The 25,572-nt window shown below is 53.6% G+C and carries 26 protein-coding genes; 6 read left to right on the forward strand and 20 right to left on the reverse strand.

The genetic code is table 11. The features are described 5' to 3' along the window. Window positions 1-2 precede the first annotated feature (2 nt). The gene (locus FB556_RS07735; RefSeq protein ID WP_141866376.1) at window positions 3-503 is read left to right on the forward strand and encodes a MaoC family dehydratase; all 501 of its coding nucleotides are present in this window, start codon (window positions 3-5) and stop codon (window positions 501-503) included. Continuing rightward, on the forward strand, window positions 500-1,345 hold the full coding sequence (locus FB556_RS07740; protein WP_141866378.1) for an HpcH/HpaI aldolase/citrate lyase family protein: 846 nt from the start codon (window positions 500-502) through the stop codon (window positions 1,343-1,345). Before FB556_RS07735 ends, FB556_RS07740 begins: the two co-directional genes overlap by 4 nt. A 68-nt stretch (window positions 1,346-1,413) precedes the next feature. Here FB556_RS07740 and FB556_RS07745 read toward each other — a convergent pair whose 3' ends face one another. After that, window positions 1,414-1,863: a (deoxy)nucleoside triphosphate pyrophosphohydrolase gene (locus FB556_RS07745; protein WP_141866380.1), complete on the reverse strand. Its 450-nt coding sequence runs from the start codon at window positions 1,861-1,863 to the stop codon at window positions 1,414-1,416. Between the two features lie 178 nt (window positions 1,864-2,041). Between FB556_RS07745 and FB556_RS07750 the strand changes: the two genes are divergently transcribed. Genes FB556_RS07750 through FB556_RS07760 form a run of 3 tightly spaced genes read left to right on the forward strand, consistent with a single transcriptional unit; the run spans window position 2,042 to window position 4,404 of the window. Beyond that, a complete protein-coding gene (locus FB556_RS07750; protein ID WP_141866382.1) occupies window positions 2,042-3,205 on the forward strand; it encodes an LLM class flavin-dependent oxidoreductase in 1,164 nt (387 codons plus the stop codon). 46 nt (window positions 3,206-3,251) lie between these two features. Continuing rightward, window positions 3,252-3,953, forward strand: coding sequence for an FMN reductase (locus FB556_RS07755; RefSeq protein ID WP_141866385.1), 702 nt, complete (start codon window positions 3,252-3,254; stop codon window positions 3,951-3,953). Continuing rightward, a complete protein-coding gene (locus FB556_RS07760) occupies window positions 3,919-4,404 on the forward strand; it encodes a MarR family winged helix-turn-helix transcriptional regulator (protein WP_246057266.1) in 486 nt (161 codons plus the stop codon). Before FB556_RS07755 ends, FB556_RS07760 begins: the two co-directional genes overlap by 35 nt. A 3-nt stretch (window positions 4,405-4,407) precedes the next feature. On the opposite strand, the gene FB556_RS07765 is transcribed toward FB556_RS07760, so the two are convergent. From FB556_RS07765 to hflX, 9 genes are all read right to left on the reverse strand, one after another. Further along, the gene (locus FB556_RS07765; protein ID WP_141866387.1) at window positions 4,408-5,331 is read right to left on the reverse strand and encodes an SseB family protein; all 924 of its coding nucleotides are present in this window, start codon (window positions 5,329-5,331) and stop codon (window positions 4,408-4,410) included. Window positions 5,332-5,337: 6 nt separating this feature from the next. Next, window positions 5,338-6,084, reverse strand: a complete 747-nt coding sequence (gene priA / locus FB556_RS07770) for a bifunctional 1-(5-phosphoribosyl)-5-((5-phosphoribosylamino)methylideneamino)imidazole-4-carboxamide isomerase/phosphoribosylanthranilate isomerase PriA (protein ID WP_141866389.1) — start codon at window positions 6,082-6,084, stop codon at window positions 5,338-5,340. A gap of 177 nt (window positions 6,085-6,261) precedes the next feature. After that, window positions 6,262-6,900, reverse strand: coding sequence for an imidazole glycerol phosphate synthase subunit HisH (gene hisH / locus FB556_RS07775; protein ID WP_141866391.1), 639 nt, complete (start codon window positions 6,898-6,900; stop codon window positions 6,262-6,264). Next, entirely contained in the window at window positions 6,900-7,517 is a 618-nt protein-coding gene (hisB, locus tag FB556_RS07780) for an imidazoleglycerol-phosphate dehydratase HisB (RefSeq protein ID WP_141866393.1), read from the reverse strand. Before hisB ends, hisH begins: the two co-directional genes overlap by 1 nt. Window positions 7,518-7,597: 80 nt before the next feature. Then, window positions 7,598-8,713 carry a histidinol-phosphate transaminase gene (locus FB556_RS07785; protein ID WP_141866395.1) on the reverse strand — a complete coding sequence of 372 codons (1,116 nt, stop codon included), beginning with the start codon at window positions 8,711-8,713 and terminating at the stop codon, window positions 7,598-7,600. 45 nt (window positions 8,714-8,758) lie between these two features. Next, entirely contained in the window at window positions 8,759-9,130 is a 372-nt protein-coding gene (locus tag FB556_RS07790; RefSeq protein ID WP_141866397.1) for a LysM peptidoglycan-binding domain-containing protein, read from the reverse strand. Between the two features lie 157 nt (window positions 9,131-9,287). Then, window positions 9,288-10,874 carry an SLC13 family permease gene (locus FB556_RS07795; RefSeq protein WP_246057267.1) on the reverse strand — a complete coding sequence of 529 codons (1,587 nt, stop codon included), beginning with the start codon at window positions 10,872-10,874 and terminating at the stop codon, window positions 9,288-9,290. A gap of 159 nt (window positions 10,875-11,033) precedes the next feature. Beyond that, a complete protein-coding gene (locus tag FB556_RS07800) occupies window positions 11,034-13,064 on the reverse strand; it encodes an ATP-dependent DNA helicase (RefSeq protein WP_141866399.1) in 2,031 nt (676 codons plus the stop codon). After that, the gene (gene hflX / locus FB556_RS07805; RefSeq protein WP_141866400.1) at window positions 13,054-14,592 is read right to left on the reverse strand and encodes a GTPase HflX; all 1,539 of its coding nucleotides are present in this window, start codon (window positions 14,590-14,592) and stop codon (window positions 13,054-13,056) included. Before hflX ends, FB556_RS07800 begins: the two co-directional genes overlap by 11 nt. 223 nt (window positions 14,593-14,815) lie before the next feature. Between hflX and FB556_RS07810 the strand changes: the two genes are divergently transcribed. Then, window positions 14,816-15,436: a class I SAM-dependent methyltransferase gene (locus tag FB556_RS07810; RefSeq protein WP_141866402.1), complete on the forward strand. Its 621-nt coding sequence runs from the start codon at window positions 14,816-14,818 to the stop codon at window positions 15,434-15,436. On the opposite strand, the gene FB556_RS07815 is transcribed toward FB556_RS07810, so the two are convergent. The 10 genes from FB556_RS07815 to FB556_RS07860 form a co-directional block, all read right to left on the reverse strand. Continuing rightward, on the reverse strand, window positions 15,431-16,339 hold the full coding sequence (locus FB556_RS07815) for a hypothetical protein (protein ID WP_141866404.1): 909 nt from the start codon (window positions 16,337-16,339) through the stop codon (window positions 15,431-15,433). The two genes, FB556_RS07810 and FB556_RS07815, sit on opposite strands and share 6 nt — an antisense overlap. Before the next feature lie 9 nt (window positions 16,340-16,348). After that, window positions 16,349-17,266, reverse strand: coding sequence for a tRNA (adenosine(37)-N6)-dimethylallyltransferase MiaA (gene miaA / locus FB556_RS07820; protein ID WP_141866406.1), 918 nt, complete (start codon window positions 17,264-17,266; stop codon window positions 16,349-16,351). Continuing rightward, window positions 17,253-18,764, reverse strand: coding sequence for a tRNA (N6-isopentenyl adenosine(37)-C2)-methylthiotransferase MiaB (gene miaB, locus FB556_RS07825; RefSeq protein ID WP_141866408.1), 1,512 nt, complete (start codon window positions 18,762-18,764; stop codon window positions 17,253-17,255). Before miaB ends, miaA begins: the two co-directional genes overlap by 14 nt. A 1-nt stretch (window position 18,765) precedes the next feature. Then, window positions 18,766-19,302 (reverse strand): regulatory protein RecX, encoded by a 537-nt coding sequence (locus FB556_RS07830; protein WP_141866410.1) that lies wholly within the window; start codon window positions 19,300-19,302, stop codon window positions 18,766-18,768. Between the two features lie 5 nt (window positions 19,303-19,307). Then, window positions 19,308-20,357: a recombinase RecA gene (recA, locus tag FB556_RS07835; protein ID WP_141866412.1), complete on the reverse strand. Its 1,050-nt coding sequence runs from the start codon at window positions 20,355-20,357 to the stop codon at window positions 19,308-19,310. Between the two features lie 218 nt (window positions 20,358-20,575). Next, window positions 20,576-20,806 carry a DUF3046 domain-containing protein gene (locus FB556_RS07840; protein ID WP_141866414.1) on the reverse strand — a complete coding sequence of 77 codons (231 nt, stop codon included), beginning with the start codon at window positions 20,804-20,806 and terminating at the stop codon, window positions 20,576-20,578. A gap of 107 nt (window positions 20,807-20,913) precedes the next feature. Next, on the reverse strand, window positions 20,914-21,348 hold the full coding sequence (locus FB556_RS07845; RefSeq protein WP_141866416.1) for a helix-turn-helix domain-containing protein: 435 nt from the start codon (window positions 21,346-21,348) through the stop codon (window positions 20,914-20,916). Between the two features lie 191 nt (window positions 21,349-21,539). Next, complete coding sequence (locus FB556_RS07850; protein ID WP_141866418.1) at window positions 21,540-22,061, reverse strand: CinA family protein; 522 nt, start codon at window positions 22,059-22,061, stop codon at window positions 21,540-21,542. 12 nt (window positions 22,062-22,073) lie between these two features. Next, window positions 22,074-22,673 carry a CDP-diacylglycerol--glycerol-3-phosphate 3-phosphatidyltransferase gene (gene pgsA / locus FB556_RS07855; RefSeq protein ID WP_141866420.1) on the reverse strand — a complete coding sequence of 200 codons (600 nt, stop codon included), beginning with the start codon at window positions 22,671-22,673 and terminating at the stop codon, window positions 22,074-22,076. Beyond that, window positions 22,652-25,552, reverse strand: a complete 2,901-nt coding sequence (locus FB556_RS07860; protein WP_141866422.1) for an FtsK/SpoIIIE family DNA translocase — start codon at window positions 25,550-25,552, stop codon at window positions 22,652-22,654. The genes pgsA and FB556_RS07860 overlap by 22 nt, the downstream gene beginning before the upstream one ends. Window positions 25,553-25,572: the final 20 nt, after the last annotated feature.

The raw sequence follows: 25,572 nt of genomic DNA on the forward strand, positions 1-25,572 counted from the left end.
CCATGACTACCCAACCAAAAATTATCAAGCAGCGCGGCCTCTACTACGACGAGATCGAAATCGGTGCCATTTATCAGCATGCTCCAGGGCGCACAGTTACCGAAGCGGATAATGTCGTGTTCACGACGCTGACTATGAACACCCAGTCACTTCACCTCGATGCGCACTGGTCATCCCAGCAAGAATTCGGCCAACCACTGGTCAATTCGATGTTTACTTTATCCACCATCGTGGGCGCCTCGGTTGCACAACTAACCCAAGGAACCATCGTGGCGAATCTTGGCTTTGAAAGCGTCAAATTCCCCAAACCTCTCTACCACGGAGATACGCTGTACACCGAGACCGAGATCTTGGATAAGCGGCTATCGTCATCCAGACCAGGCCAAGGCATTGTTAGGTTCCGCCATGTTGGACGAAATCAGCATGGCGAGGTGGTGGCTGAATGTATTCGATCGACCCTGCTGTGGGAGTCTGAAGAACACCATCGGAAGGCCACCGCATGACCGCCTTTGACCTTGGACCAGCGCTATTGTTTGTGCCTGCCGACCGTCCAGAACGATACTCCAAAGCATATGATCGGTCGGATGCTATCATCATTGATTTAGAAGACGCCGTAGCACCCGTAGACCGTCCAGTGGCACGCAAGACGTTGCGCAGGCACCTTACTGAAATGGACTCGTCAACAGCTCAGCGCACAATCGTACGCATCAACCCAGTCGATGAACCAGACTTTGGGGACGACGTTAAAGTCGTGGCTGACAGCCCAACCCGTTATGTCATGGTGCCAAAAGTAGAGCGTGCTGAGGATATTCAACAGGTCGCAAAGGCTCTACCGAACATTGGGCTCATTGCGCTCTGCGAAACTGCTGCAGGTGTACTGTCTTCCATCGAGGTTGCCAGGCATCCGGCAGTGGTGGCACTGATGTGGGGGTCAGAGGATTTGATGGTGTCAACGGGCGGATCGGCGTCTCGTTTCGGTAATGGGACGTATCGCGATGCTCCTCGATTTGCACGAGCTCAGGTGCTATTGGCCGCAGCGGCCGCAGGGAAAGCCAGCATCGATACGATTCATACCGACTTATCCCCCACCGAGCACTTCACAGCCGAAGCTGAGGATGCCGTGGCCAGCGGCTTCAACGCAAAAGCTTGTATCCACCCTGCCCAGGTGACAGTCGTGCGTGAAGCGTATCGACCATCGAAGGAAGAAGTTGAATATGCTCAAGCACTCCTGGATGAAGTAAAAAACCACGGCGGCGTATTTCAATTTCGCGGATCCATGGTGGACGGGCCACTCATCGCCCATGCACGAACTGTCGTGCAACGGGCACAACGACTTACTAGCTAGGTGCTGACCATAAAGAATGAACCGGCGTGGCAATCCTACAGTCAGCAAGGACTGCCACCGGTTCATTTTCAGGCAGATGCGTTCGTACCGCCCAGCTGGGTCAGAATGGCATCGAGGATGAGACGATCCGCCGGAATCCATTCAAGTTCATGAAGATCAGATGCAGTCAGTGCCGCCCACTCGAGGCGATCATGCTCGATCAGTGGTTCGGGTTTACCCAAGCGAACAATTGCGGTGTACACGTGCATATTCATGCCATTATCGAGTCGCCAACCAGCATCACTGGGGGCGGCGATATGTTCGAGAATTTCAATCTCAACCCCGAGCTCTTCTCGAATCTCTCGCACTAGTGCACCGGTCGGAGTTTCCTCGGGTTCTACCTTGCCTCCCGGGAACTCCCAATAACCCGCCAATGACTTCGGCGCTTTGCGTCGAGCGGCGAGCATTTGGGTTGGACGGGTCGCATCGTCAAGGATGGCGGCACCGACGACCACCGGCTTGGTAAAGGTGTGTTGCATAACTGTCAGCTTAGCCGTTAGCACTACCAAACCCTTAGCCGACATCCCACGAGACTCAAAGGGTGAGCCGATGGATTGCCACCCGCTTGAACATATTTCAGATTTGAAATACTTTGCGCCGAGCGTTAGACTCGTACTAATTCAGTTGTGAAAAAGAGTGTACGAGAGGCTAAATAATATGCAATTCGGTGTATTCACAATCGGGGATATCACCCCAGATCCCCATACCGGCAAGGCGCCCTCGGAGCATCAACGCATTAAAGATACGATCAAGATTGCACAACATGCTGAACAAGCCGGCTTCGAGGTTTTTGCTACCGGACAACACCACAACCCGCCCTTCGTAGCACCTGGCAACCCTCCTGTTTTGCTCGCTTACCTGGCTGCTGCAACCGAAAATCTTATTCTGTCAACTGCAACGACTTTGATCACGACAATGGACCCGGTGCGTCTAGCTGAAGATTATGCATACCTGCAACACCTTGCTGGTGGACGCATGGATCTAGCGATGGGTCGCGGTAATACCGGTCCGGTTTACCCCTGGTTTGGCAAAGATATCCGACAGGGCATTCCGCTGGCGGTAGAGAACTATAACCTACTTTATCGTTTATGGCGTGAGACCGAAGTGAGCTGGGAAGGCCGCTTCCGTACACCGCTCCAACAGTTCACTGCAACCCCACGGCCGCTGGATGACGTTCCACCCTTTGTCTGGCATGGTTCCATTCGTTCCCCAGAGATCGCTGAACAAGCCGCTTACTATGGAGACGGGTTCTTCCATAATAATATTTTCTGGAATAAAGAGCATGTTATCCAGATGGTTCAGCTCTACCGACAGCGGTATGAGTATTACGGCCACGGTAAAGCTCATCAAGCTTACGTTGCACTCGGTGGTCAAGCATTCATGCGGGAGAAATCGCAGGATGCCTGGAATGAGTTCCGACCGTATTTCGATAATGCTCCGGTCTATGGACACGGGCCGTCGATGGAAGACTTCACCAAGATGACCCCGCTAACCGTTGGGTCGCCTGAACAAGTCATTGAGCGGACCCTCGAATTCCGTGACTGGGTAGGAGATTATCAACGTCAGATGTTCTTGGTCGATCACGCAGGACTGCCCACCAAGACCGTGTTGGAACAGATCGATCTTTTTGGTGAGAAAGTTCTGCCAATGCTGCGTAAAGAATTTGCCAAAGGACGATTGGAGGGTGTCCCAGAAGCACCAACTCACGACTTCCTGAAGGCACGTCAGGCTGCTGGGAAGGCTCCGGTCGCCGGTGGTGGTGAAGGTTCGCAGGCGTTTCTGGATCGTCAAAAGGCGAATGAAGAGGCACCGAAAAAGTAAATCGAGTCACCCAGTATGATGGTTTACCGGGAAGTGTGAAACGACCATGAAGACAGCATTCGAATCGACCGATCCATTTACACCAGATGCACGCCACATCGCGATTATCGCAGCGGGGTTAAGTGATCCGAGTTCCACCTCATTATTAGCCAAGCAGCTTGGTCAGACAACTGCGGACGCATTATCAGCGCGTGGGCACCGTCCAGAGCTACATCACTTCGAACTACGTACCGTAGCAACGGATATTGCCGATTCCATGGTCACGTTTAGTCGGTCCGAACAATTATCTGAGATGATCAATGAAGTTGAACAAGCCGATGGGATTATTGCTGTTTCACCTGTGTTCAAAGCCTCCTACTCAGGGCTGTTCAAGTCCTTTTGGGACCTCGTCGATAATGAGGCATTGAAGGACGTACCCGTCCAATTGGGAGCCACAGGTGGCAGCCCGCGTCATTCCCTAGTGATCGACACCGCTATGCGGCCGCTGTTCTCATATTTACGCATGCGCGTCATGCCTACTGGAGTATATGCCGCAACCGAAGATTGGGGCTCAGTCGATACCACCAAGAACCCGCGCGACCATGAATCCAATGCGGCATATTTAGACAGACGTATCGCTCATGCCGGACAAGATTTTGCTGAAGTGGTGGCACGACTTGATCCACGTCCGCGACGTGCACCATTACAGCCTAAAGAACTAGAGGTGATTCCCTTTGACCAGCTCCTTAACGGACCTGACGCATCATGAGCTCCAGCAGCCGTTGGGGCCGGCGTTTCGAATGTACTTTGAAACGACGGCTCGGCTGCTGGACCGCTTAGAAAAACGACTCAAACAACAAGTTGGGCTCACCTTGAGTGAGTACAACATGCTGTTGTTACTATCCGAGGCGCCCGAAGGTCACATGCGGATGGGACAGTTGGCTGATGCCATTGTCTTTTCTCCGTCACGATTGACCTACCAAGTCAAGGTATTATCTGATCGTGGTCTCGTGAAACGAGTTAAGTGTGCTGAAGATGGCCGAGCCTGGCAAGCAGAGCTCACAGCCGAGGGCCGCACCATGTTTCGTAAAGCGTCGGTTATTCACGCCAAGGGTGTGAAAACGCTTTTTACCGACGTGGTTTCGGCAGACGAACTGGCTACAATTTATCGAACCTTCGCCAGGGTTGCCGACAACTTCAACCAGCTGCCAGAAGAATGATGCTTAGTGCGAGGTGCCTAGCACGATTTCGACCGTGTCGGCACGCTCCGCAAGGATCGCAACATCCGCAATCAATGACTGCAGTGTAGTCAGCATGAGTTTGCTACCCACAGCATCTAAAGGGTTCTGGGGAGTCGCGACTAACGCGAGTTCTGGACCGGCTCCCCCACCGGCAATCACTCTGCCATCCTCAGTCTGGGTACCGACACCACGGCCCGGGGCCATCGCCAATTGGCCGAGACCCGGAACTAAGTCGGTCAATTCAGAGAGAGCCTGCGCGATTTCCACATCTTCGTAGGACGGTGTCCAAGCTTTTTGCTGCGCGAGCGCATAAACCTCTGGACGTCGTACGACATACGTCAGATAGGCACCCGGATCAACGACAATGAGCTCATTGCCTTCATCAACTGCACTCAAACAAGCTCGTGGCATCCAGACCGCTACCGGTCGCGCGTCTTTATGCCATGCAGTCAGTTTCGGGATGGACGTAAAAACAGGCAACGCCCCTCGACCGTCTGCGGCCGTCAGTGATACTAGAGCGACATCGGCTTCTTTATCAGATTCCACGGTAAATTCTTTACCATGCTGGTCCACCCGAGTTTCCATAGTGGTTTTGGCAACGGTGGGGACCACTGCCGCAAAAACTCTGATGTTCTGAAGAACTCTAAAAACGTCTTTTTCGTCTGCGTTTCCGTCAACGAGATCTTGGCTTACTTTAGTCCAGGCCTCATCTTCGAGCCCATCATCTGTGTCGAATGCATGTAACGGGTTGGACGAACCTTCAATGCCCGGACCGGTTAAATCGCGACCTTTCCAGGTAACTCCGGCAGAGTCAGCAGGACGCCCGAAGGCGTCCAGATTTTGGCGTGCCAGGTTCCGATCGATAGCCGCCTGAATGTGACCGGGGAGCTGAGGCTTGTCTGTCATAGATATTTAGACGTCTTTCACTGCTGAACCGGATGCGACCTGTAACGCTTGCTGCAATGTGAACTGGCCAGCATAGAGTGCTTTACCGATGATGGCGCCCTCAATGCCTTGATCAACCATTTGCGTGAGTTCTGCAATGTCATCAAGAACAGAAATTCCACCAGAGGCAATCACAGGTTTACCGGTCTTTTGAGCTATCTGGCCCAGCAGCTCAGTATTCGGTCCGGTCAGTGTACCGTCTTTAGTAATGTCAGTGACGACATAACGCGCACAACCTGCTGCTTCAAGCTGGTCTAGTACGTCCCAGAGGTGCCCGCCTTCTTCAACCCAGCCACGAGTGGCCAGCTTCTCTCCGCGCACGTCCAAACCGACAGCGATTTTATCGCCGTGTTGGCTGATAACTTTTGCTGTCCATTCTGGATTTTCTAGAGCTGCCGTGCCTAGATTAACTCGGGTGGCGCCCATTTCGAAGGCCTCTTCTAAGGAAGCATCATCGCGAAGACCGCCGGATAGTTCGATTTTAATACCCAGTTCGCCGGTGATTCGACGGATGATTTCGCGGTTGTTCCCATGCCCGAAGGCTGCATCTAGGTCAACCAGGTGCAGCCATTCTGCGCCAGCTTCCTGCCAGCCAAGTGCCGCGTCAAAGGGATCACCGTAATTCGTTGCAGTGCCATATTCACCTTGCACGAGGCGAACAGCCTGGCCATCTTGCACATCAACGGCTGGTAGTAGTTGTAATGGGGTGGTCATAAATTCTCCAAGTTTAGTTAGCCCAAGGGACGGTAAGGAATGCTGCAAGGATTGCTAAAGCGCCAAGAATAATGAATGAAACTCGGATCCACACTGGTGCTTTTTGACGATGTAGTGACCAGGCGCCCCCGATGAGGATGCCACCTAGTGCCAGCAGTAACGTTGACCACCATGGCATTAGAAGGTTCCTATCCAATTCTGTAATACGGTCAGGCCAGCTCGACCTGAGAGTTCAGGATGGAATTGGACGCCAGCAAGAGGACCGTTTTCCACAGCTGCGATGAAATCACCGTTATGGTGACCCCACGATACTTGTGGTGGCACCATGGATTCGATGCTTTGGTCGAATTCCCAGTCGAGAACGGCATAAGAATGCGAGAAGTAATACCGTTCGTTTTCTAGACCGGCGAATAGCGTGCTGTCGATGGCTGGGCGTACTTCACTCCAACCAATATGCGGTACAGCGTCTGTGGGTAATTTTTTCACCGTACCTGGCCACTCCCCCATCCCGTCATGATTGCCGAATTCTTCGGAACTGTCAAACAGATATTGGTGCCCCACACAGATGCCCAAAACGGGGCGTCCGCCGGCTACGCGTTGACCAACCCAGCGGGGTATGCTGAGCCGTTCCATGGCTTTCTTCGATGCACCGAAGGCTCCATTGCCTGGCAGTATCATGCCGTCTGCTGCTAGCAGCGATTGACCTTGTGAGGTCACTAGGACATCAGCACCAACATACTCCAGCGCGTTAACGAGGGAGCCGAGATTGCCGATGCCATAATCTGCCACCGCCACAACTGGATTGGCTTGCGACACTACAGAGCACCCTTTGTCGATGGAATACCCTCAACTCGTGGATCATCCTCAATAGCCTGTCGCAAGGCTCGGGCCAGAGCCTTGAATTGCACTTCGATGATGTGATGAGGGTCTCTGCCACGCAGCAGATCGACGTGGACGTTGATAGCAGCGTGGAAAGTGAACGATTCAAATACGTGCCGTGTCATTGCACCTGTGAAGTGCCCGCCGATGAGGTGGTACACCTGAGCTTCTGATTCACCTTCGTGCACGAAGTATGGGCGTCCTGATAAATCCACGGTGGCTCTCGCAAGCGCTTCATCCATCGGAATCGTGGCTTCACCATACCGACGTATACCGCGTTTATCGCCTAGAGCCACTTTGAAGACTTCACCCAGCGTGATCGCTACGTCTTCTACTGTGTGGTGGACGTCGATATGTGTGTCACCGGTAGCTTCGACAGTCAGATCCATGAGCGAATGGCGGCTTAGCGCATCGAGCATATGATCATAGAAGGGCACTCCGGTAGAGATGTTGGATGTCCCGGTGCCATCAAGGTCAAGTTCAACGTAGACATCGGATTCTGATGTCGTACGTTTCATTGATGCTTTACGACCAGAGATCAGTTCAGCTGCCATTGAGGTCAGGAAACTCCTTATTCAGCGATTATGTCGGTGCGATAGTTAAGTGTAGTCGTCACCAGGTTCGTCCAGCTAGTTTAGGCGCCCATTACTTCCCGCAGCGCAACAAGAAACGCAGTTGTCTCTTCCTCGGTGCCGGCGGTAACACGAAGGTGGTGTGGGATGCCAACATCCCGAATAAGCACACCACGCTCCAGCAGTCCTTGCCAGACTGCGTGAGCATCTTCAAACCAACCAAAGAACACGAAGTTGGAGTCTGACACTGCCGGTTTCAGCCCCATCTGTCGAAGCTCCTCGACGATACGGTCCCGTTGAACTTTAATTTCATCGACGGTCGCCAGCAGTACATCGACGTGTTGAAGTGCAGCGTTGGCTGCTGCCTGCGTGATGGCCGACAAGTGATAGGGCAACCTGACGAGTCGGAGGGCATCTGTTACCTGGGGTGATGTGGCCAGGTAGCCCACCCTCGCGCCCGCTAATGCGAATGCTTTGGACATAGTGCGCGATACGATTAACCGTTCTCGACCGTCTAACAGGGTCAGAGCAGATTTGGTGGTGTTGAGGGAAAACTCTTCATACGCTTCGTCTACAACGACTATGGCATTGAACTCTTGACCAGCCTCATAAACAGCTTCTACGACGTCGAGTCCAAGTGCCGTCCCGGTGGGATTATTGGGTGAGCATAAGAACACAACGTTTGGTTGGGTCTCTTGAACCTGCCGTGCCGCAGATTCGGGGCTAAGCGTAAAATCTTCGTTGCGAACTCCGGCGATGTATTCGGTATTGGTACCTGACGCGAGTAGCGGATACATAGAATACGTTGGGGGGAAGCTAAGCAGCTTGCGTCCGGGGCCACCAAATGCCTGCAGGATTTGCTGCAGAACTTCATTCGAGCCGTTAGCGGCCCACATATTTTCTTCGGTTAGACCGTGACCGAGGTACGCGGCCAAGCGCTGACGAAGTTGCGTAAATTCACGATCCGGATAGCGGTTCAACGAAACAGCAGCTTCATGCACTGCAGAAGCAATGGCATCGACCACGACTTGCGGTACGGGATGCGTGTTTTCATTCGTGTTGAGAAGATGTTCTACCTCAAGTTGGGGCGCCCCGTACGGCGATTGTCCGCGCAGGTTGGCTCGAAGCGGTAATGCTTCCAACGCAGTGGTCTTGGCGTGTTCTTGCTGATTAGTCACGGCAATAGCATAGCCGGGGTGGGGATCACTTCAACGCGGGTGACGTCAGTGAGCATTGAGTTGGTCCTGGACGAACGGCACATATAGGGTTTGGCCGACTTCTAATTCAGATGTTTCAAGGTTGTTATACGCCATAATTTGGTCTAGGACGCTAGCTCGATTGTTGTCTTGCGCCAAACGCGTGGAAATTTCCCATAACGTATCCCCCGGTTGCACCACGATCTGCTGATACGATTCGGAAACGTTTTGCTCCTGTGCGACAGCGGCTTTCAATGGTGTGTGAAACCACAGTGCGACCAGGAGCATCCCAAGGAGCATCAACCCTCCGAGCAGCTGCCCTTGCCAACCAATTTTTAAGACACATGAAGTCCGTGCCAGGTTTACTGTCGAGTTATCCCTGCCGTTGAGATTATGCATTGCACCCTACATTCCATTGTATTAACGAGATCACTGTTGGTCCTCATTGAAACAACTGGGTGGGACACGGTAAGGACAACGGGAAGCTACGCGAGCTTCGAAATGTGGCAGTCTGAGATGTTTGCGAATTTTGCCGGAGAAGAACCGACGATGTGTACTACAGCACTCCGATCCATTGCCAGTAGGTAGCCGAAAGCAACAAGACCAAGAGATACCCCACGACCGTCAGAGGAATGCCTGCACGCATGAACTGCTTGACGGTGAATGTTCCAGTACCGTAGGCCAACATGTTCTGCGGGGCTGAGATGGGGAGGATGAATCCGAAACTGATCACGAATTGTTGGATAATGACGAAGCCCACCCCTTGCTCTGGGAGTCCCGGGATGCTCATCGCGAGCACGATGAACACGGGAATCAACGCAGATGAGAGTGCCGTTGCTGAGGCAAAACCGAGGTGAATGAGAATATTAAATACCGAGACGATAGCAATCGTGGCTAACAGCGGCATGGTAGACAGTCCCATTGCTTCGAAGGTGATTGCAGACAACCATTCCGCTGCACCAGAATTCAGCAGCAGGCTACCTAAGGAAATCCCGATGGCGAAGACCACAAGGGTGCCCCAATTGACCATCGACTCAAGTTGATCCCAGTTCAGAACACCGACCTTGGGTATCAGCATTAAGGCGATGCCGGTCAAGGTAATCGTTGATGAGTCCAGTTCGTGCAAGGTGCCTTCGGTAGACCACAGCACCAGCATGAGCCCTGCCAAAACTGCTAGACGAATCTCTTTTGCTGAAATGGGACCAAGTTTGGCAAGACCCTCCCGGACAACTTCTTTACCGCCTTGAAGGACACGGGTCTCTGGTTTGATCGCCCAACGCATCACGAAATACAACACTATCGACATCAAGATCGACCATGGGGCTCCAATCATGAACCACCGTGGCCAGGAAATGGATTCCCCGAATATTTCGAGTATGAAACCATCCGCAACGAGGTTTTGCGCCGCCGCTGTCTTAATACCTATGTTCCAAATGGATATAGCCTGTGCCGCTGTGATGATCAATAACGCACCAAGCTTTGAGTTCAGTGGCATGCCAAAAGCGATAATCATGCCCAACAAAATGGGCACAACAGCGCCGGCTCGCGCGGTGGCCGAGGGCACGAAGAACGCTAGCAAGGTAGCGATGACGATGGCCCCAATCAGAATATTGGAGACTTTTTCGCCTGAGAAACGAAGAATGTGAAAAGCCAGCCGCCTATGAAGCCCCGTGGCCTGCATTGCCGCGGCTAGTGCCAACGCGGCAGCCACGAGCGCAACTGCCGAGGTTGCAAAACCACTCAATGCTGCGCTGAGTCCTCCGGTGGTCCCAAGAATTTCCCCAGGACTGTCGGGGTCTGGCGAGAAACCAATAGACAATGCGATGATGACCAAAATCATCACCGAGCTGATGGGATAACTGACAGCTTCAGTTATCCACATGATGACTGCAAAGACTAGGATTGCCAGGGATCGTTGTCCCGCTGTCGACAGGCCCTCGAATGGCGGCAGAAACATAATCGTGAACATTGCAGCAAAGGCAAAGCCTATCCAGATGAAGGGTAGATAGCGGTCTAGCCAACTGGGTTCTTGGCCGTCTCGGAGCTGGCCATGCTTCTTATTGCCGTCATGGACCTGTTTCGTCCGATCCAGCTTAGCTCGTTCAGTTTGCTCGTTTGGGATATGAGAATCTGATGTCGCCAAAGGAAACCTCTTTCAAGGTTCAACAGAAATTGAGTCTTCCGTGTAGTTCACTGTAATCTGTCCCAGTAGTTTTTTGGGCGCTCTGTTGGCCTTCCAATAATGATTAGGAAGCACAGTTCAGATCAGCATCACGGGAATTGGCGTGCAATCACCATTCAGTTAAGCGGAAAGTCGCCTGAGACTTTCCATGACTTGGGTAGCCGACCGTGTTGCCCAGAAATTCGGCATAGAGGCTCGGAGAAATGTGCCGTAACCGGCAGTCGCCAATCGCGAGTCTAAAATGGCAACGACGCCACGATCCGATGTGGATCGGATAAGACGTCCCGCTCCTTGAGCCAGCCGAATGGCAGCGTGGCTGGCTGATACCGCCATGAATCCATTACCACCTCGTTGGCTGATATATCGAGCTCGTGCGGAGGCTAGCGGATCATCGGGGCGAGGAAATGGAATTCGGTCAATCGTTACCAACCGCAGAGTCTCGCCGGGTACGTCGACGCCTTGCCACAGCGTCAGTGTGCCAAATAAACAGGCTCGTGGATCTTGAGTGAACTCATCAATGAGACCCGACAGCGTTGACTCGCCTTGAACCAAAATGTTGAGCTTTTCGCCGAAGCGTAGTCGCATCTCGTCGGCGGCGGCCTTTGCGGCGCTACGTGAGGAGAACAAGCATAATGCTCCTCCATCTGAGGCGTCCAAAAGGTGTTCAAGCCGCTCATGGGATTGGGCCGAAGGTTGGGGCCCAGGCTTCGGCAGATCATCAGCCACATACAAGATGCCTTGTGTAGGGTAATCAAATGGACTACCCACATCGAGGGTCTTATATTTCGCCCCACCATTGATCTTGAACCCTAAATCACCGGTAATAGCATCAAATTTTCCTCCGACGGTCAGGGTCGCAGAAGTCAGGATGGTCGTGGACTCATCGAGCAGTTTGTCTCGAAACCTGCCAGCAATGGATAAAGGTGCCGCGTATAACAGCGGTGCTGAATGTGGGTCAGCCTCAACCCATCCTTTGCCTGGCTCAAAATGTGACGGGCGTGTCGCCCAAACGACCATGTCACCTTTCGGCTGTGCTCCAGCCGTGAGGAGTTGTTCGGTGGTTTCCAGTATTTCTGTTAACCGGTTTTTGACCAGTTGGCGGTTTGAGTCTTCGGTGTCGGTTCCCCCGCTGCCTTTGAGATCGCTGAGCATTTGGCGGGTTTCGTCCCTTACGCTTTCCAAGGCGGTGAGCTGGTGTTCGTTGAAGCCTTGGGAAAACCAGCCCGAAGGAGCTGAAGCAAAGGCGGCTTCCATGGAAACTGCAGCATCGGTTAGGTCAGTCGCCACGACAGATGCCTCTTGTCTGGCTTGTTTTGCTGCACTTCGAATCAAGGATGGGGACAGGTGCAAAGTGACTGCGGAGGTCACGCGGTCAATGAGTTCGTGGGCCTCGTCAATAATGATGGCATCAGCTTCGGGCATGATGTTGAGATCTTCGAATGCAGCGATAGCCAGCATCGCGTGATTGGTCACTACGATGTCAGCCTCGGCTGCAGCTTGACGAGCGAGTTCAGAGAAACACTCTTCTGCGAAGGGACACTTGCTCGCACCAATGCATTCGCGAGCCGAAACTGAAACCTGACGCCATGCCTCATCGGTGACCCCAGGTTTCAAATCGTCGCGGTCTCCGGTGTCGGTTTCTTCGGCCCAGGAGCGCAGTCGCATGACTTCTTCACCAAGTTGAGATAGTGGTTGGCCAACCACGTCGGTGGCGGCCAACAAGCTGTCATCTTCGGACTCGATCGCTGCGCCACGGAGCTTGTGTTTACAGACGTAGTTGGCGCGCCCTTTCAATAAGGCCACGTCGATGCTGCGAGGCAGAGAAGCTTCAAGAGTATCCAGCAGGCGTGGGATGTCTCGATTGATGATCTGGCTCTGGAGCGCAAGAGTGGCCGTTGCTATGACCACTGGCGACTCACTGGCCAAGGTGTAGTCAATGGCCGGCACGAGATACGCCAGGGACTTACCAGTTCCGGTTCCAGCCTGTACGACCAGATGTGTGCCGGTCTCAAGTGCGTTAGCAACCTCGGTTGCCATGAGTTGTTGGCCTGGACGAGTTTGTCCACCGAGTGCAGCGACGGCATCAGCCAGCCATTCGCTGACTTGCGTAGGGCTGGCTGAGGAAGTGGTTACCGGTTGATTACCGGACATAGCTTAAGTAGTGATCCTTATCCTCTGGATACACCAGCACGGTCAACGCGGTGCCTTCTGGCTCATAGGTTTCAGCCAGAATTTCGGTGTCATCCGAGTGTAGTCGGTTGACGACCTCACCATCGGTATATGGCACCAGTAGGTCAAGATGAATGCTGGGTCGTGGCAGTCCTTCTGCGATGGCTGCTTCGAGTTCTTTGAAGCCTTCCCCGGTAGCAGCCGACACGATGACGGCGTTGGGATAACGACGTCGTAGCCGCGCTAGCACCATAGAATCTGCTGCATCGGCCTTGTTGAAGACGATGAGTTCTTGGATATCGGCGATATTCGTATCTGAAAAGACCTGGTGGACTGCATCAATCTGAGCTTCTGGCTCGGGATGCGAAGCATCCACAACGTGCAGAATCATGTCTGCTTCATCGACCTCTTCCAACGTGGATCGGAAGGCCTCAACTAGCTGGGTCGGCAACTGGCGGACGAAACCGACGGTATCGGACAACGTGTACGCTATGCCATCTGCGGTTTGGGCGGCCCGGACCGTTGGGTCGAGAGTAGCAAACAGTGCGTTTTCGACAAGCACGCCGGCTTTGGTCAGCCGATTGAGTATGGAAGACTTTCCGGCGTTGGTGTATCCGGCAATCGCAACCGACGGGATTTGGTTGCGACGACGGCGAGCGCGTTTCGTTCGTCGAGCGCTTTCCATGTGCTTAATATCGCGGCGCAACTTTGCCATCCGATCACGGATACGACGTCGGTCCAACTCAATTTTCGTTTCACCAGGACCACGCGAACCAATACCGGCACCGCCCGCAGCTTGGCCACCAGCCTGCCGGGACATCGATTCACCCCAACCCCGCAACCGTGGCAACAGATATTCCAGTTGGGCTAGTTCAACTTGAGCTTTGCCCTCTTTGGACTGTGCATGTTGTGCAAAAATATCGAGAATCAGCGCCGTGCGGTCAATGACTTTCACGCCGACCACGTCTTCTAACCCACGGCGTTGCGATGGGGCCAGTTCAGTATCAACAATGACCGTATCAGCCCCTTGATCTTGAACAATATCTCGTAGTTGATGAGCTTTACCACGGCCAAGAAAAGTGGCCGGATCAGGGGCGTGACGACGTTGAATGATCCCATCGAGTACCGTGGAGCCCGCCGTATGAGCTAACGCGGCAAGTTCTTGTAGAGAGTGTTCGGCTTCAGTGACAGAACCGTCTGTCCATAAGCCGGCGAGAACCACTTTTTCGAGGCGGAGCTTGCGATATTCGACTTCTGTGACGTCATCTAGCTCTGTTGACAAACCTTGCACGCGTCGCAGCGCGTGGCGCTGTTCCAAATCAAACTGGTCACCATCATATTCAGTGTGGTTTGACCCGCCGTCATCCAGCGCTTGGGCGCCGCTGGGCCGATAGTCCTCAACCGCACTAGTATGTGTAGCTTTCGCATCATCGGCGGACAAGATACGGCTGATGAGTGCTTTGATTTGCTCATCAGCCCGAGGATCGGAGGGCTCGTATTGGGTGACCATTTTCTCCTTGTTCAGAGGCTTTTCCTTATGTTGTAGTATGTCACATTTGCTGTGATTAAGCCTGCGATTGCGGGCTTTCCTGTGAGGAAATCGCAAAGATTTTCTGTCAATAGCAGCTGTCTATGACAACATCGTGCCGGGGTAATGTATTCCAATTAACGCGTTTATGCTGCGGTAGCGTGCGGAGTCCGAAATCTTTGAAACGTACTACACTACGAAGACGATGAATGAGCATTATTTTTCTTCTACTCCCTCCGGCCCAGATCATCGGCGCGTTCTCGATGTCGAGCTTGCCGGACAAAATGTTCAAGTGGAGACCTCAGGCAGTATTTTTTCTCCCGATGGGGTGGATCGAGGGACGCGTGTCCTGTTAAACGTCGTTCCTGCCCTTCCAGAATCTGGAGATTTTCTGGATATTGGTTCAGGATGGGGTCCTATTGCGCTCACGATGGGGTTATTGTCTGCTCGGGCTCACATCACAGCATTAGAGGTCAACGACCGCGCCGCAATGTTAACTGCTGCCAATGCGTCGCGGTTAGGTCTGAAGAACATCACGGTCAAACATCCGGATGAGGTAACCGAAGACGCTACATTCGACGTCATCTGGTCAAACCCACCAATCCGGATCGGTAAAGCTGCTCTCCACGCTATTTTGACTCGTTGGTTACCGACGCTGACACCAGGTGGTCAAGCGTGGCTTGTGGTGGCCAAGAAACTTGGCGCCGATTCCTTAATGCGATGGATCCAGACCATGTTGGAGGCAAAAGCTCCCGGAGAATTCACGATCCGTCGTGCCGCCACAGACAAAGGCTTTCGAGTGCTTCAAGTGGAACGCGCCTTATAGTCGTCCAAAGAACACGGTAGATAGTGCAGCGAACGTGGACACTCTACGATCTTCGTGTAACTGCACAACAATATCGCCATGGAGCGTTGATACGTTCCAGATATGTGGTTGTGTTAGTCCCGCCCAAAGTTGAAAAGCAATGGTCGCAGCAGCTGCTGCCGACCCAAGCTCTAAGTTTCCGGGAACGGCCGGATGGTGTCGCAACGCCAGCTGACCCATCCCCTCGATCGTAAGCGGATCTTGTGGCACGACGAAATTCACGCCAGTGGGTTCCCTGACCGATGGCTCAACCGATGGAGACTGAGTTAGGTCAATGCTTTCTAATTCGTCGAGTGACTCCACTGCGATCGTAATGTGGAGGCTTTGAGTTCGAATACTCAATCCCGGGCGTGGGTCCGTTAGCCCGGCGGCCATGACGAGGGCGTCGGATCCTGCTGCTATTGCGGTATCAGGTTCGGCGTATGACCATTGACCGATATCTACACCCACGTAGGTGGGGGTATAAACCGTGGTGATGATCCCGGTTGCGGCCTTGAAAACGTGATGAGACGTCTCGGAGTCCGGTATCCGTTGTAATGCAGCTAGGGCGTAAGTGGCAGCACGTGCTGCTTCTATTAGATCTATAGCCGGTGTTCCGTCACTCTTCCAGGCCTCGAGGTCTGACACTGGATACTGAGCCGATGGTGAGGCTGCGGTCATGAGTACAACGCCGACAGCACCGACTCCGGAAGAGCGGTTACATAACCAGGCTATATGTTCCGGCGTTAGGTTGGAGGTCTTTGTCGGTTCAGAAAAAACGATCCAGTCGCCTGTCGGGCCAGTAATTTTGACGAACGGGGCGTCAACCAGAGTTTGGCGTAGGCGGTGCTGGTGGGCCTGGGAGGTGGATTGCGGAGCCGTCATATCGTCAGCCTAGCTGGCTTTCACAAGGCTCAAGATATCTGCAAGCGCATGATCGGTTTGCGGATCAACCCAGTGAACGCGAGGATCGGCCTTAAACCATGTTTCTTGGCGTCGGGCAAACCGTCGGGTGGCGACAATTGTTTCATCGATAGCTTGTTGCTTACTGAGACTCCCCGCCAGGTAAGCCAGCATTTGTCGATAGCCTATGGCTCGATAGGCTGTGGGCGCTTGCTCCAGGCCGACAGTTCGTAAGTGTTGTACTTCGTCTAACCAGCCAGCATCTAGCATTCTGTAGACGCGCTGTTCAATGCGTTCGTGCAGTTTAGCGCGGTCAACTTTGAGGCCGATTTGGACCACAGGAGGGATATGCGGATGATATTGACGCTTGGGCATGTAGGAGCTAAATGTGCGCCCAGTGAGTCGATGTACTTCAACCGCCCGGATAATCCGGCGCTCGTCCTGGAGCCGTTGAGCTGACTCCGGGTCAACGCGCTGGAGTTCATCGACAAGTGGTGTTAACCCCTCGTTTTCCACTTGCGCGGCCAGACATTGCCTCAGAGCCGGATCAGTTGGCGGAAATTCGAGGGTGTCGAGTGCTGCGCGAACGTACAATCCGGAACCGCCGGTCAATATAGGGACACGATTTCGGGATCTAACCTCGGCGATGGTCGTTCGAGCCAGTGTCTGGAAAGTCGCCACACTGGCTTCGACCTCTAGATCATAAAGATCCAACAAGTGGTGTGTGATGCCCTGGCGTTCATCGACGCTGGCTTTGGCCGTTCCGATGTCCATACCGCGATAAAACTGCAGGGAATCGGCATTGATAATCTCCCCACCAACTGTCTTGGCCAACGCAATCGCTAAGGCTGTCTTACCAGTCGCGGTAGCCCCGACGAAGGCTACAAGGGGTTGCTTAACGGGCGCCAATGCGCAGACTTGGTAGTCCGAGATTGACGTTGCCTGCCGGCGCGTTGGAACCAGTGCCACAGGAATCCGCCTGGGCTCGATCCCAGGCATCTCCTGCTCGGGACCGCCGCAAGTGGTAGTGGGTCGGTTCCGTCGGATCGGCGATGAGGTGATAAGGATGTGCTTCAGTGATTGGCACTGTGACAAAATCTCCGGGGCGGGGAGTTTGAGCTCCTTGTGGGATACTGAAGTGCACAAGGCGGTTGTCTGGGGCACGACCCGTCAGGCGCCCGGTTTGCTCACCACGACTGCCAGCATTGTTCGTCACGAGCAGCTCTTGGCTGGTGCCAACGAGTTTGGCTGACTCTTCAGCCGCTATACGATCCTGCAAGGCAACTAGTCGTTCAAAACGTTCTTGCACAACCTCTTTCGGAATCTGGTCTTCCATTTCCGCTGCGGGGGTTCCTTCTCGTGGAGAATATTGGAACGTGTAAGCCATTGCGAAGCGGGAGGCTTCGACAACGTCGAGAGTTTGTTGGAAATCCGCTTCGGTTTCGCCGGGGAAACCCACAATAATATCTGTAGTTACCGCGGCGTGTGGGATCCGTTCGCGTACCTTTTCGAGAATGCCCAAGAAGCGCTTGGAACGATAGGACCTGCGCATAGCCTTCAAGATAGTATCCGATCCAGATTGCAACGGCATATGCAGTTGGGGCATCACATTAGGAGTCTCTGCCATGGCGTCGAGGACATCATCAGTAAAAGAGGCAGGGTGAGGACTTGTAAAACGGATCCGTTCTAGTCCATCGATTTCACCGGTGGCTCGCAACAACTTGGAAAAAGCTTGACGATCTCGGAACTCTACACCGTAAGTGTTAACGTTCTGGCCCAATAGCGTGACTTCAACGGCTCCGTCATCTACTAGAGCTTGGACTTCAGCCAGGATGTCACCGGGTCGTCGATCTTTTTCTTTTCCTCTTAAGGAGGGAACGATGCAGAACGTACAGGTATTATTACAACCCACGGAAATGGATACCCAGCCGGAATAACTGGATTCCCGTTTGGTGGGCAAAGTCGAAGGGAAAGTCTCTAAGGCTTCTAGAAGCTCTACTTGAGCTTCATTGTTATGGCGCGAGCGGTTCAATAGTACCGGCAGCGACCCGATGTTGTGCGTGCCAAAGACCACATCCACCCAAGGTGCACGCTTAACAATGGTGTCTTGATCTTTTTGTGCCAGACACCCTCCGACGGCGATTTGCATACCAGGGTAGCCATCTTTGATGACCTTAAGATTTCCTAGATGACCATAGAGTCGGTTGGCTGCGTTCTCTCGAACTGCGCAAGTATTAAAGACCACGAGATCGGGAGTCGCGTCTCCATCTGCTGGAATATAACCATTGATTTCTAATAACCCAGAAATGCGTTCTGAATCGTGCACATTCATTTGGCACCCGAACGTGCGAATTTCATACGAGCGTGGTGTGGCGATGTCGGCTACGGCTTCAGTCAAGATGTTCATTTCATTCGTCTATGGAGTCAAGGTCGTCAGCATCCATCGCAGTAGTAACCACTTGGAATGCTAGGCCTGGTGAATACCCTTTTCTGGAGAGCATTCCGACCAGGCGTCGCACTATTCTATCGCGTTGTTGGCGAGACTCAGGATCTGTTGATGAAGGCACACTCATTCGAGATAATCTGCGCAAAACCAAGTCGTGTGCAGCGCATTGTTCATCGTCGTCTGAGACCTGCTCAAGAGCGTTTGCTGCATCTTCATCTGTAATTCCTCGTTGACGCAGTTCCGTACTCAAAGCTCGACGAGCTAGGCCTTTAGACCGATGCCGCGAACGAACCCAACTTTCAGCGAATGCGCTATCATCGATGAGTTCGACTTCCTCGAAACGGTCCAGCACCTCTTCAATCACATTGTCAGCTATCTCGCGGTCCCGCAGCTTTTCGGCGAGTTGATGCCGAGTCTTCGGGGCAGCTGAGAGCTGGCGCAACACGATGTTGCGGGCGGTTTGGTGCTGGTCCGCTTCGACGTCGTCTTGGTCACTCATAGAGTTTAGGCATCCTCCACGGATTTCAACGCTACTTCTTCATCTTCTTCCTCAGTCTTACCACCGATACCGAGCGTGGCCTTAATACGGTCTTCAATCTCGACTGCTAAATCCGGATTATCTTTAAGGAAACGACGAGCGTTTTCTTTACCTTGGCCTAACTGGTCGCCATCGTAGGTGAACCAAGCGCCCGATTTGCGAACGATGTTGTGCTCCACACCCATATCAAGTAGACCACCTTCACGCGATATGCCTTCACCATAAAGAATATCGAATTCGGCCTGTTTGAATGGCGGAGCCATCTTGTTCTTGACGATCTTCGCGCGAGTACGGTTACCGACCGGCTCTCCAGCTTGTTTCAGGGTTTCAATGCGACGGATATCAACACGAACTGAAGCGTAGAATTTGAGTGCTTTACCGCCGGTGGTAGTTTCAGGCGAACCGAAAAAGACACCGATTTTCTCACGCAGCTGGTTAATAAAGATGGCAGTCGTTTTCGATTGGGCAAGACGTCCGGTGATCTTTCGCAGCGCCTGGGACATGAGTCGCGCTTGTAGCCCGACGTGACTGTCCCCCATTTCACCTTCGATTTCGGCCCGTGGCACAAGCGCAGCTACAGAGTCTATAACAACTATGTCAAGGGCGCCGGAACCGATCAGCATGTCCATGATTTCAAGTGCCTGTTCACCAGTGTCAGGCTGTGAGACCAGCAATGCGTCAGTATCGACGCCGAGCTTCTTAGCATACTCAGGGTCCAGTGCGTGCTCGGCATCAATGAATGCAGCGATGCCACCTTGGCGTTGTGCTTCTGCTACGGCGTGCAATGCAATTGTGGTCTTACCGGAGGATTCCGGACCATAAACTTCCACCACGCGGCCGCGTGGCAAGCCGCCGATTCCCAAAGCAATATCGAGGGCAACCGAACCGGTCGGAATGACTTCGATCGGCGTCCGAACTTCATCACCCAGGCGCATGATGGAGCCTTTGCCGTAACTCTTGTCAATTTGCGCTAGAGCCGACTCAAGGGCCTTTTCGCGGTTTGCATTTGAAGACATTCGTCTACTCCTTGAATTGTTAATGACAAGCCTTACCGGCCTGCTGCCATGTTCCAAAGTCTATGATGCCGCACGGACACGATAAGTCCTGCGGGACGTTATGTGGAAAACTGCGCCAGAACGAAAGCACCCTCGGCAACCTGTGAATAAATTTTACAACCTTCTCGGCAGGTATTCGAGCCCGGCCCGCTGCGTGCTGGAGGACTCACCACAAGCAGTTAGAACGCCTCTGTATCCCGGGGCGCTTGATCTTTACCCAGGCGTCGCTCCACCGGGATGTCATGCAGGTCGCACACAGCCCGCCACACAATTCTGGGATCTACACCTGCCGCTAAAGCCTGCTCCGCTGTCGCCTTCAGACCAGGCAACTCTAACGAGGCTGCGATAACGCCTGCATTTGCTGAACCGAATTCATCGTCTAGAAGCGTCCAGAAATGAGATTGCCTCATACACAGTCCTCGGTACGAAATTAGATCACTCAATAAAGGCCGTAAGCCCCACACAATAGCACGAGACTTACGGCCTGATTTAAAGCTTATGAACGTTGAGCAGGTGACTAGCGCTTTGCTAGGTGATCGCCACGGTTGTATCCGTGGCCCTGCTGTTGCTGCTTGGCGTAACGATGGGCAAGCTCAGCCGGAATGGTATCTGGGATCTGAACAGCCTCTTCGACCGCAATACGATCTGACACTTCCCGAAGCATAACCGACAGTGGGATATCCAGTGCTGCGGTAATGGCGCTGAGGAGTTCGGAAGAAGCTTCCTTCTGACCACGTTCAACTTCGGAGAGGTAACCCAATGAAACGCGTGCATCATGTGAGACTTCGCGGAGGGTGCGACCCTGGCGCTGGCGGACGTCACGGAGGACGTAGCCAATTTCTTCACGCAGCACGGGCATGGTGGGCTCCTTGGCTTCGTTTTGCTGGCTCATAGTTTCGCCAGCTTTCAACCAGCGAGTCACGCCATTCACAACAACGGGTTCTCTCATCATAATTAACCACCATCTCCTGTATATATTCTGAATTCCCGCTGTCGAAGCGTGGAATTCAAAGACCTTCCACCATTAGACAACACACCTGTTGTCGAATTTGTTCCCGGATGGATCAATTTCTTGGGAATTTTTCCTAAAAACTGCGTTTTTGTGACGAAAAGCACGTTTTTGCGAAAATTCAGCGATTTGTGTCACACTGATCGCGCTACTGCTGGTCCCTGGTTTTTCTGTGTTAACCATTCTCCCACGAGCCGTAAGCTCGCTGCTACTGTGGAGCGTCGGATTTGCTCCCGGTTGCCATCAAAGCGTAATAATCTCGCAGTGATTTGCTCCCGGGTCGACAATGCTATGAATACGATCCCAACGGCTTTTCCTTCAGATGGTTCAGGCCCTGCGACTCCCGTGGTGGAGATTCCCAAGTCCGCTATCAGACGTTGTCGAGCGCCGTCGGCCATTTGTTTTGCGGTCTCGGCATCTACGGCTCCACGTGCGGCTAAGATATCCGCCGAGACACCTAACAGGCGGTGTTTGATGGCATTGTTGTATGCCACGACGCCACCTTGTAATACTGCGGAAGCTCCAGGTACGTCGGCCAAGGTCGAACTCAGCATACCCGCAGTCAACGATTCTGCGGTGGCAATGGTTAAATCTTCATGTTTTAACTGTGCAACAATGTCGTGTGCACTGAAGTCGGTGGCGCCGGAAGTGTTCATATCAATAAGGTTCTATTCGTCGAGGGTGCGTTCTTCTTTCGGCGCGCGGATAGCCTTGATCACATAATCCAGACCGGTCATCAGAGTGACCAGCAGTGCTGCTATGACCAGCGTCCAGCCCAACCAGAGCCACCACGCGCCTACGAAAGTAGACAGCGGCAGCAGTAATATCAAGATCGCGGCCGTCTGCAACACGGTTTTGATTTTGCCGCCCCGGCTTGCAGGCATGACGCGAGTACGTAACATGGCCAGCCGCATGAAGGTGATACCCCACTCCCGCAGCAAGATTGCAATCGTGATCCACCACCAGATCTCTCCCAGCAGCGACATGGTGATCCACGCAGCACCGGTGAGGAACTTATCCGCAATCGGGTCGGCGATTTTACCAAAGTTCGTGACGATGCCTCGAGCTCGGGCTATGTCGCCGTCGAGCTTGTCGGTGTACATTGCCACGGCGAAAATGGCCACTGCGATCCAGCGGGCCATCATGGAATCTTCACCGAACGTACCTGATCCCCATAGGGCCCAAACGAAAAACGGAACCAGCAAGATCCGAAGCGCGGTCAAGACATTGGGAAGATTCCAGGAACTTATCTGCCCGTGAGTTGCCATGCATCCTCTGATTCGCTGTCGTCGAGTGAGTCATCGTAGTCCGCGCCATCGGTTTCGATTGGCGAATCAAATGCCTCGGTGGCACCTGCTGGTGCGGGATCCGCACTCGGCTGTGGTGTATCTTCGCCCTTGATGTTAGCGATGACTGCGGCTAGGTCATCAGGCTTGACGAGTACGTCACGGGCTTTGGAACCCTCTGATGGCCCCACAACGCCGCGGGATTCCATGAGGTCCATGAGGCGTCCAGCTCGGGCGAATCCCACACGAAGCTTACGTTGGAGCATAGAGGTTGAGCCAAATTGTGATGTCACAACTAGTTCCACGGCTTGCAACAGGTCTTCCAAGTCATCGCCGATGTCTTCATCGATGACCTTGGCTTGGGTCTCAGGAATGACATCTTCGCGGTATTGCACCTGCATTTGAGACTTGACATGATCCACGACGTCGCGGATCTCGGATTCATTCACCCACGCACCCTGGACACGCATTGGTTTAGATTTGCCCATCGGAAGGAATAACGCGTCACCTTGACCTAGGAGTTTTTCCGCACCAGGTTGGTCTAGCACCACACGCGAGTCAGTAACCGAAGATGTTGCAAAGGCCATTCGAGATGGCACGTTTGCTTTGATCAGTCCGGTGACGACGTCGACTGAAGGACGCTGCGTTGCAAGCACCAGGTGGATACCAGCGGCACGGGCTAGCTGGGTAATACGTACCACCGCGTCTTCGACGTCTCGTGGGGCCACCATCATCAGGTCCGCCAACTCGTCGATGATCACCAGCAGATAAGGATAGGGCTTGAGTTTGCGCTTGGAATCTGGTGGCAAAGTGACCTTGCCAGCACGAACAGCTTTGTTGAAGTCATCGATGTGTTTGTACCCAAATGCTGCTAAGTCGTCGTAGCGGGTGTCCATTTCCTGCACTACCCACTGCAACGCCTCAGAAGCTTTCTTTGGATCAGTAATGATCGGCGTGACCAGGTGTGGCACACCTTCATAGATGGTGAGCTCAACGCGTTTGGGGTCTACCAGGACCATGCGTACATCATCGGGGGTAGCTCGGGTCAGGATCGAGGTGATCAGGGAGTTAATGAAGGCGGATTTACCCGCGCCGGTAGCACCGGCTACAAGCAAGTGCGGCATCTTGGCAAGGTTGGCCATGATGTAGCCGCCTTCGACATCTTTGCCGACACCCATCACCATCGGATGATCGGTTTTGCGGGCAGCATTCGAACGCAATACATCGCCCAGGGAGACAATTTCTTTATCTGTGTTCGGGATTTCGACACCGATGGCCGATTTGCCCGGAATGGGCGACAGCACCCGCACGTCGGTGGAAGCCACGGCGTAGGCAATGTTGCGTTCCAAGTTCGTGACTTTTTCGACCTTGGTGCCAGGAGCCACTTCGACTTCATAACGAGTAACGGTCGGACCACGGGAGAACCCAGTCACTTCAGCATCGACCTTAAACTGCTGGAAAACGGTATCGAGTGCGTCAACCACCTGATCGTTAACCTCGGATCGTTGCTTAGGTGGTGGCCCCGCAGGTAACATCTCCAAGCTCGGCAACGTATAGGTAACGTCGCCGTCCAGCTCGAGTTGTTCCGTACGCGCCGGGATGGGCGGCAGGTCCACGGGTTTGGAGACCTCGGTTGCCGGCACTTGTTTAGGGCTGTCCCCTCGGCCTGCCTTTTCACGAGCTTCTTGTAGGGCGAGCTCATCGGCAGTGGGACGTCGAACTCCCGGCGGAATGACTGGTTCGGTCGCGTCAGACTTCGGCTCATCAACGAGGTCACCGACCGGAGCCGCTTCGGCGGGGACTTGTTTATCTTCGAATAGAGATCCGAAGTCCATGACCTGCGTTTGTGTATTAGGCCTTGGCCGGGGCACAGCGGCGGGCACGTCGGTATCGTCGGACAGAATTTCTACGGCAGGTTTGTCGTCATCAATGACGGCGGTGGCGTAGGCTTCATCTCCGCCCCACGACTGGTTTGCTGCATCAGCGTCATGAGAGGTTGTGCGTCCAAAGAGTCTGGCGAAGAACCCAAGACGTTTTTGAGTCGGCACAGGAGTGCGCTCGTGTTCATAAAGATAAGACTGATCGTGATCGGAGTGTGTGCGTTCGGTGCCCACAGGATCTGACGCCTGGTCCGAGGCATCGGTTGCTTGCCCTGTGAGCCAACGATAGGCATCGGCGAGTCGGGCAGGAATCTTACCGACCGGTGTTGCGGTGACCACTAAAATTGAAAAGAAGGCCACGGCGATCATCACAATCCACACCGGGATAGTTGTCACTAGGGAGGCTAGTGGATCGACCACCAGGTAGCCCAGGACTCCCCCGGAGGTGAGTTTATCTTCCATGCTGGCGCCCATGGAGGGGTTCGCGAAAACCAGTTGGCTAATACCGGAGCCGGAGATGGTCGCAAACAGTAGGCCAAAGAATATCCGTCCGTTCGCGCTGTGTTGTTGCGGGAATCGAAAGAAACGGACCGCAATGATCGATAACACTAGCGGCAGCAGTATGGAAAACCAGCCGAAAGTTCCAGCTACGATGTGGAAAATGATTGAGCCGACAATAGGCTCGCTGGCTGGTGCCCACCAGAACGTCCAGGCGACGAGTACTGCTAGCAGTAGCACGATGAGGCCGGTGCCGTCGCGGCGCTCCTCCACGGGTATGTGGACATCTGGCCCCATTTTGCGCACTGCGCCACCGAATGGGGTGGCCAGTGCGGACCAAAATCGGGTAAACGATCGAACCAGCCAGGGCTGGTCAGTTTCGGTAACGTTATAAGGTGTCTCTGCCGTTGTCGTCGAAGTCTTCTTCGTTTTCGCATTCGAAGACTTCTTCGACGAACGGTCGGGGGAAGTACGTTTCGCCATACCACCTAGGCTACCGCTTT

The sequence above is a fragment of the Enteractinococcus coprophilus genome (genome assembly GCF_006716305.1).
In the GTDB taxonomy this organism is placed as follows: domain Bacteria; phylum Actinomycetota; class Actinomycetes; order Actinomycetales; family Micrococcaceae; genus Yaniella; species Yaniella coprophila.

Coding starts and splice junctions, on each gene's coding strand:
- hisB (WP_141866393.1), bottom strand. CDS start 7,517: ATGGCAGCTGAACTGATCTCTGGTCGTAAAGCATCAATGAAACGTACG.
- priA (WP_141866389.1), bottom strand. CDS start 6,084: ATGACCACCCCATTACAACTACTACCAGCCGTTGATGTGCAAGATGGC.
- FB556_RS07810 (WP_141866402.1), top strand. CDS start 14,816: ATGAATGAGCATTATTTTTCTTCTACTCCCTCCGGCCCAGATCATCGG.
- FB556_RS07745 (WP_141866380.1), bottom strand. CDS start 1,863: ATGCAACACACCTTTACCAAGCCGGTGGTCGTCGGTGCCGCCATCCTT.
- FB556_RS07755 (WP_141866385.1), top strand. CDS start 3,252: ATGAAGACAGCATTCGAATCGACCGATCCATTTACACCAGATGCACGC.
- FB556_RS07750 (WP_141866382.1), top strand. CDS start 2,042: ATGCAATTCGGTGTATTCACAATCGGGGATATCACCCCAGATCCCCAT.
- FB556_RS07740 (WP_141866378.1), top strand. CDS start 500: ATGACCGCCTTTGACCTTGGACCAGCGCTATTGTTTGTGCCTGCCGAC.
- recA (WP_141866412.1), bottom strand. CDS start 20,357: ATGTCTTCAAATGCAAACCGCGAAAAGGCCCTTGAGTCGGCTCTAGCG.
- FB556_RS07840 (WP_141866414.1), bottom strand. CDS start 20,806: ATGAGGCAATCTCATTTCTGGACGCTTCTAGACGATGAATTCGGTTCA.
- hflX (WP_141866400.1), bottom strand. CDS start 14,592: ATGGTCACCCAATACGAGCCCTCCGATCCTCGGGCTGATGAGCAAATC.
- FB556_RS07800 (WP_141866399.1), bottom strand. CDS start 13,064: ATGTCCGGTAATCAACCGGTAACCACTTCCTCAGCCAGCCCTACGCAA.
- FB556_RS07735 (WP_141866376.1), top strand. CDS start 3: ATGACTACCCAACCAAAAATTATCAAGCAGCGCGGCCTCTACTACGAC.
- FB556_RS07815 (WP_141866404.1), bottom strand. CDS start 16,339: ATGACGGCTCCGCAATCCACCTCCCAGGCCCACCAGCACCGCCTACGC.
- FB556_RS07845 (WP_141866416.1), bottom strand. CDS start 21,348: ATGATGAGAGAACCCGTTGTTGTGAATGGCGTGACTCGCTGGTTGAAA.
- FB556_RS07860 (WP_141866422.1), bottom strand. CDS start 25,552: ATGGCGAAACGTACTTCCCCCGACCGTTCGTCGAAGAAGTCTTCGAAT.
- FB556_RS07830 (WP_141866410.1), bottom strand. CDS start 19,302: ATGAGTGACCAAGACGACGTCGAAGCGGACCAGCACCAAACCGCCCGC.
- FB556_RS07765 (WP_141866387.1), bottom strand. CDS start 5,331: ATGACAGACAAGCCTCAGCTCCCCGGTCACATTCAGGCGGCTATCGAT.
- FB556_RS07790 (WP_141866397.1), bottom strand. CDS start 9,130: ATGCATAATCTCAACGGCAGGGATAACTCGACAGTAAACCTGGCACGG.
- FB556_RS07850 (WP_141866418.1), bottom strand. CDS start 22,061: ATGAACACTTCCGGCGCCACCGACTTCAGTGCACACGACATTGTTGCA.
- miaB (WP_141866408.1), bottom strand. CDS start 18,764: ATGAACATCTTGACTGAAGCCGTAGCCGACATCGCCACACCACGCTCG.
- pgsA (WP_141866420.1), bottom strand. CDS start 22,673: ATGGCAACTCACGGGCAGATAAGTTCCTGGAATCTTCCCAATGTCTTG.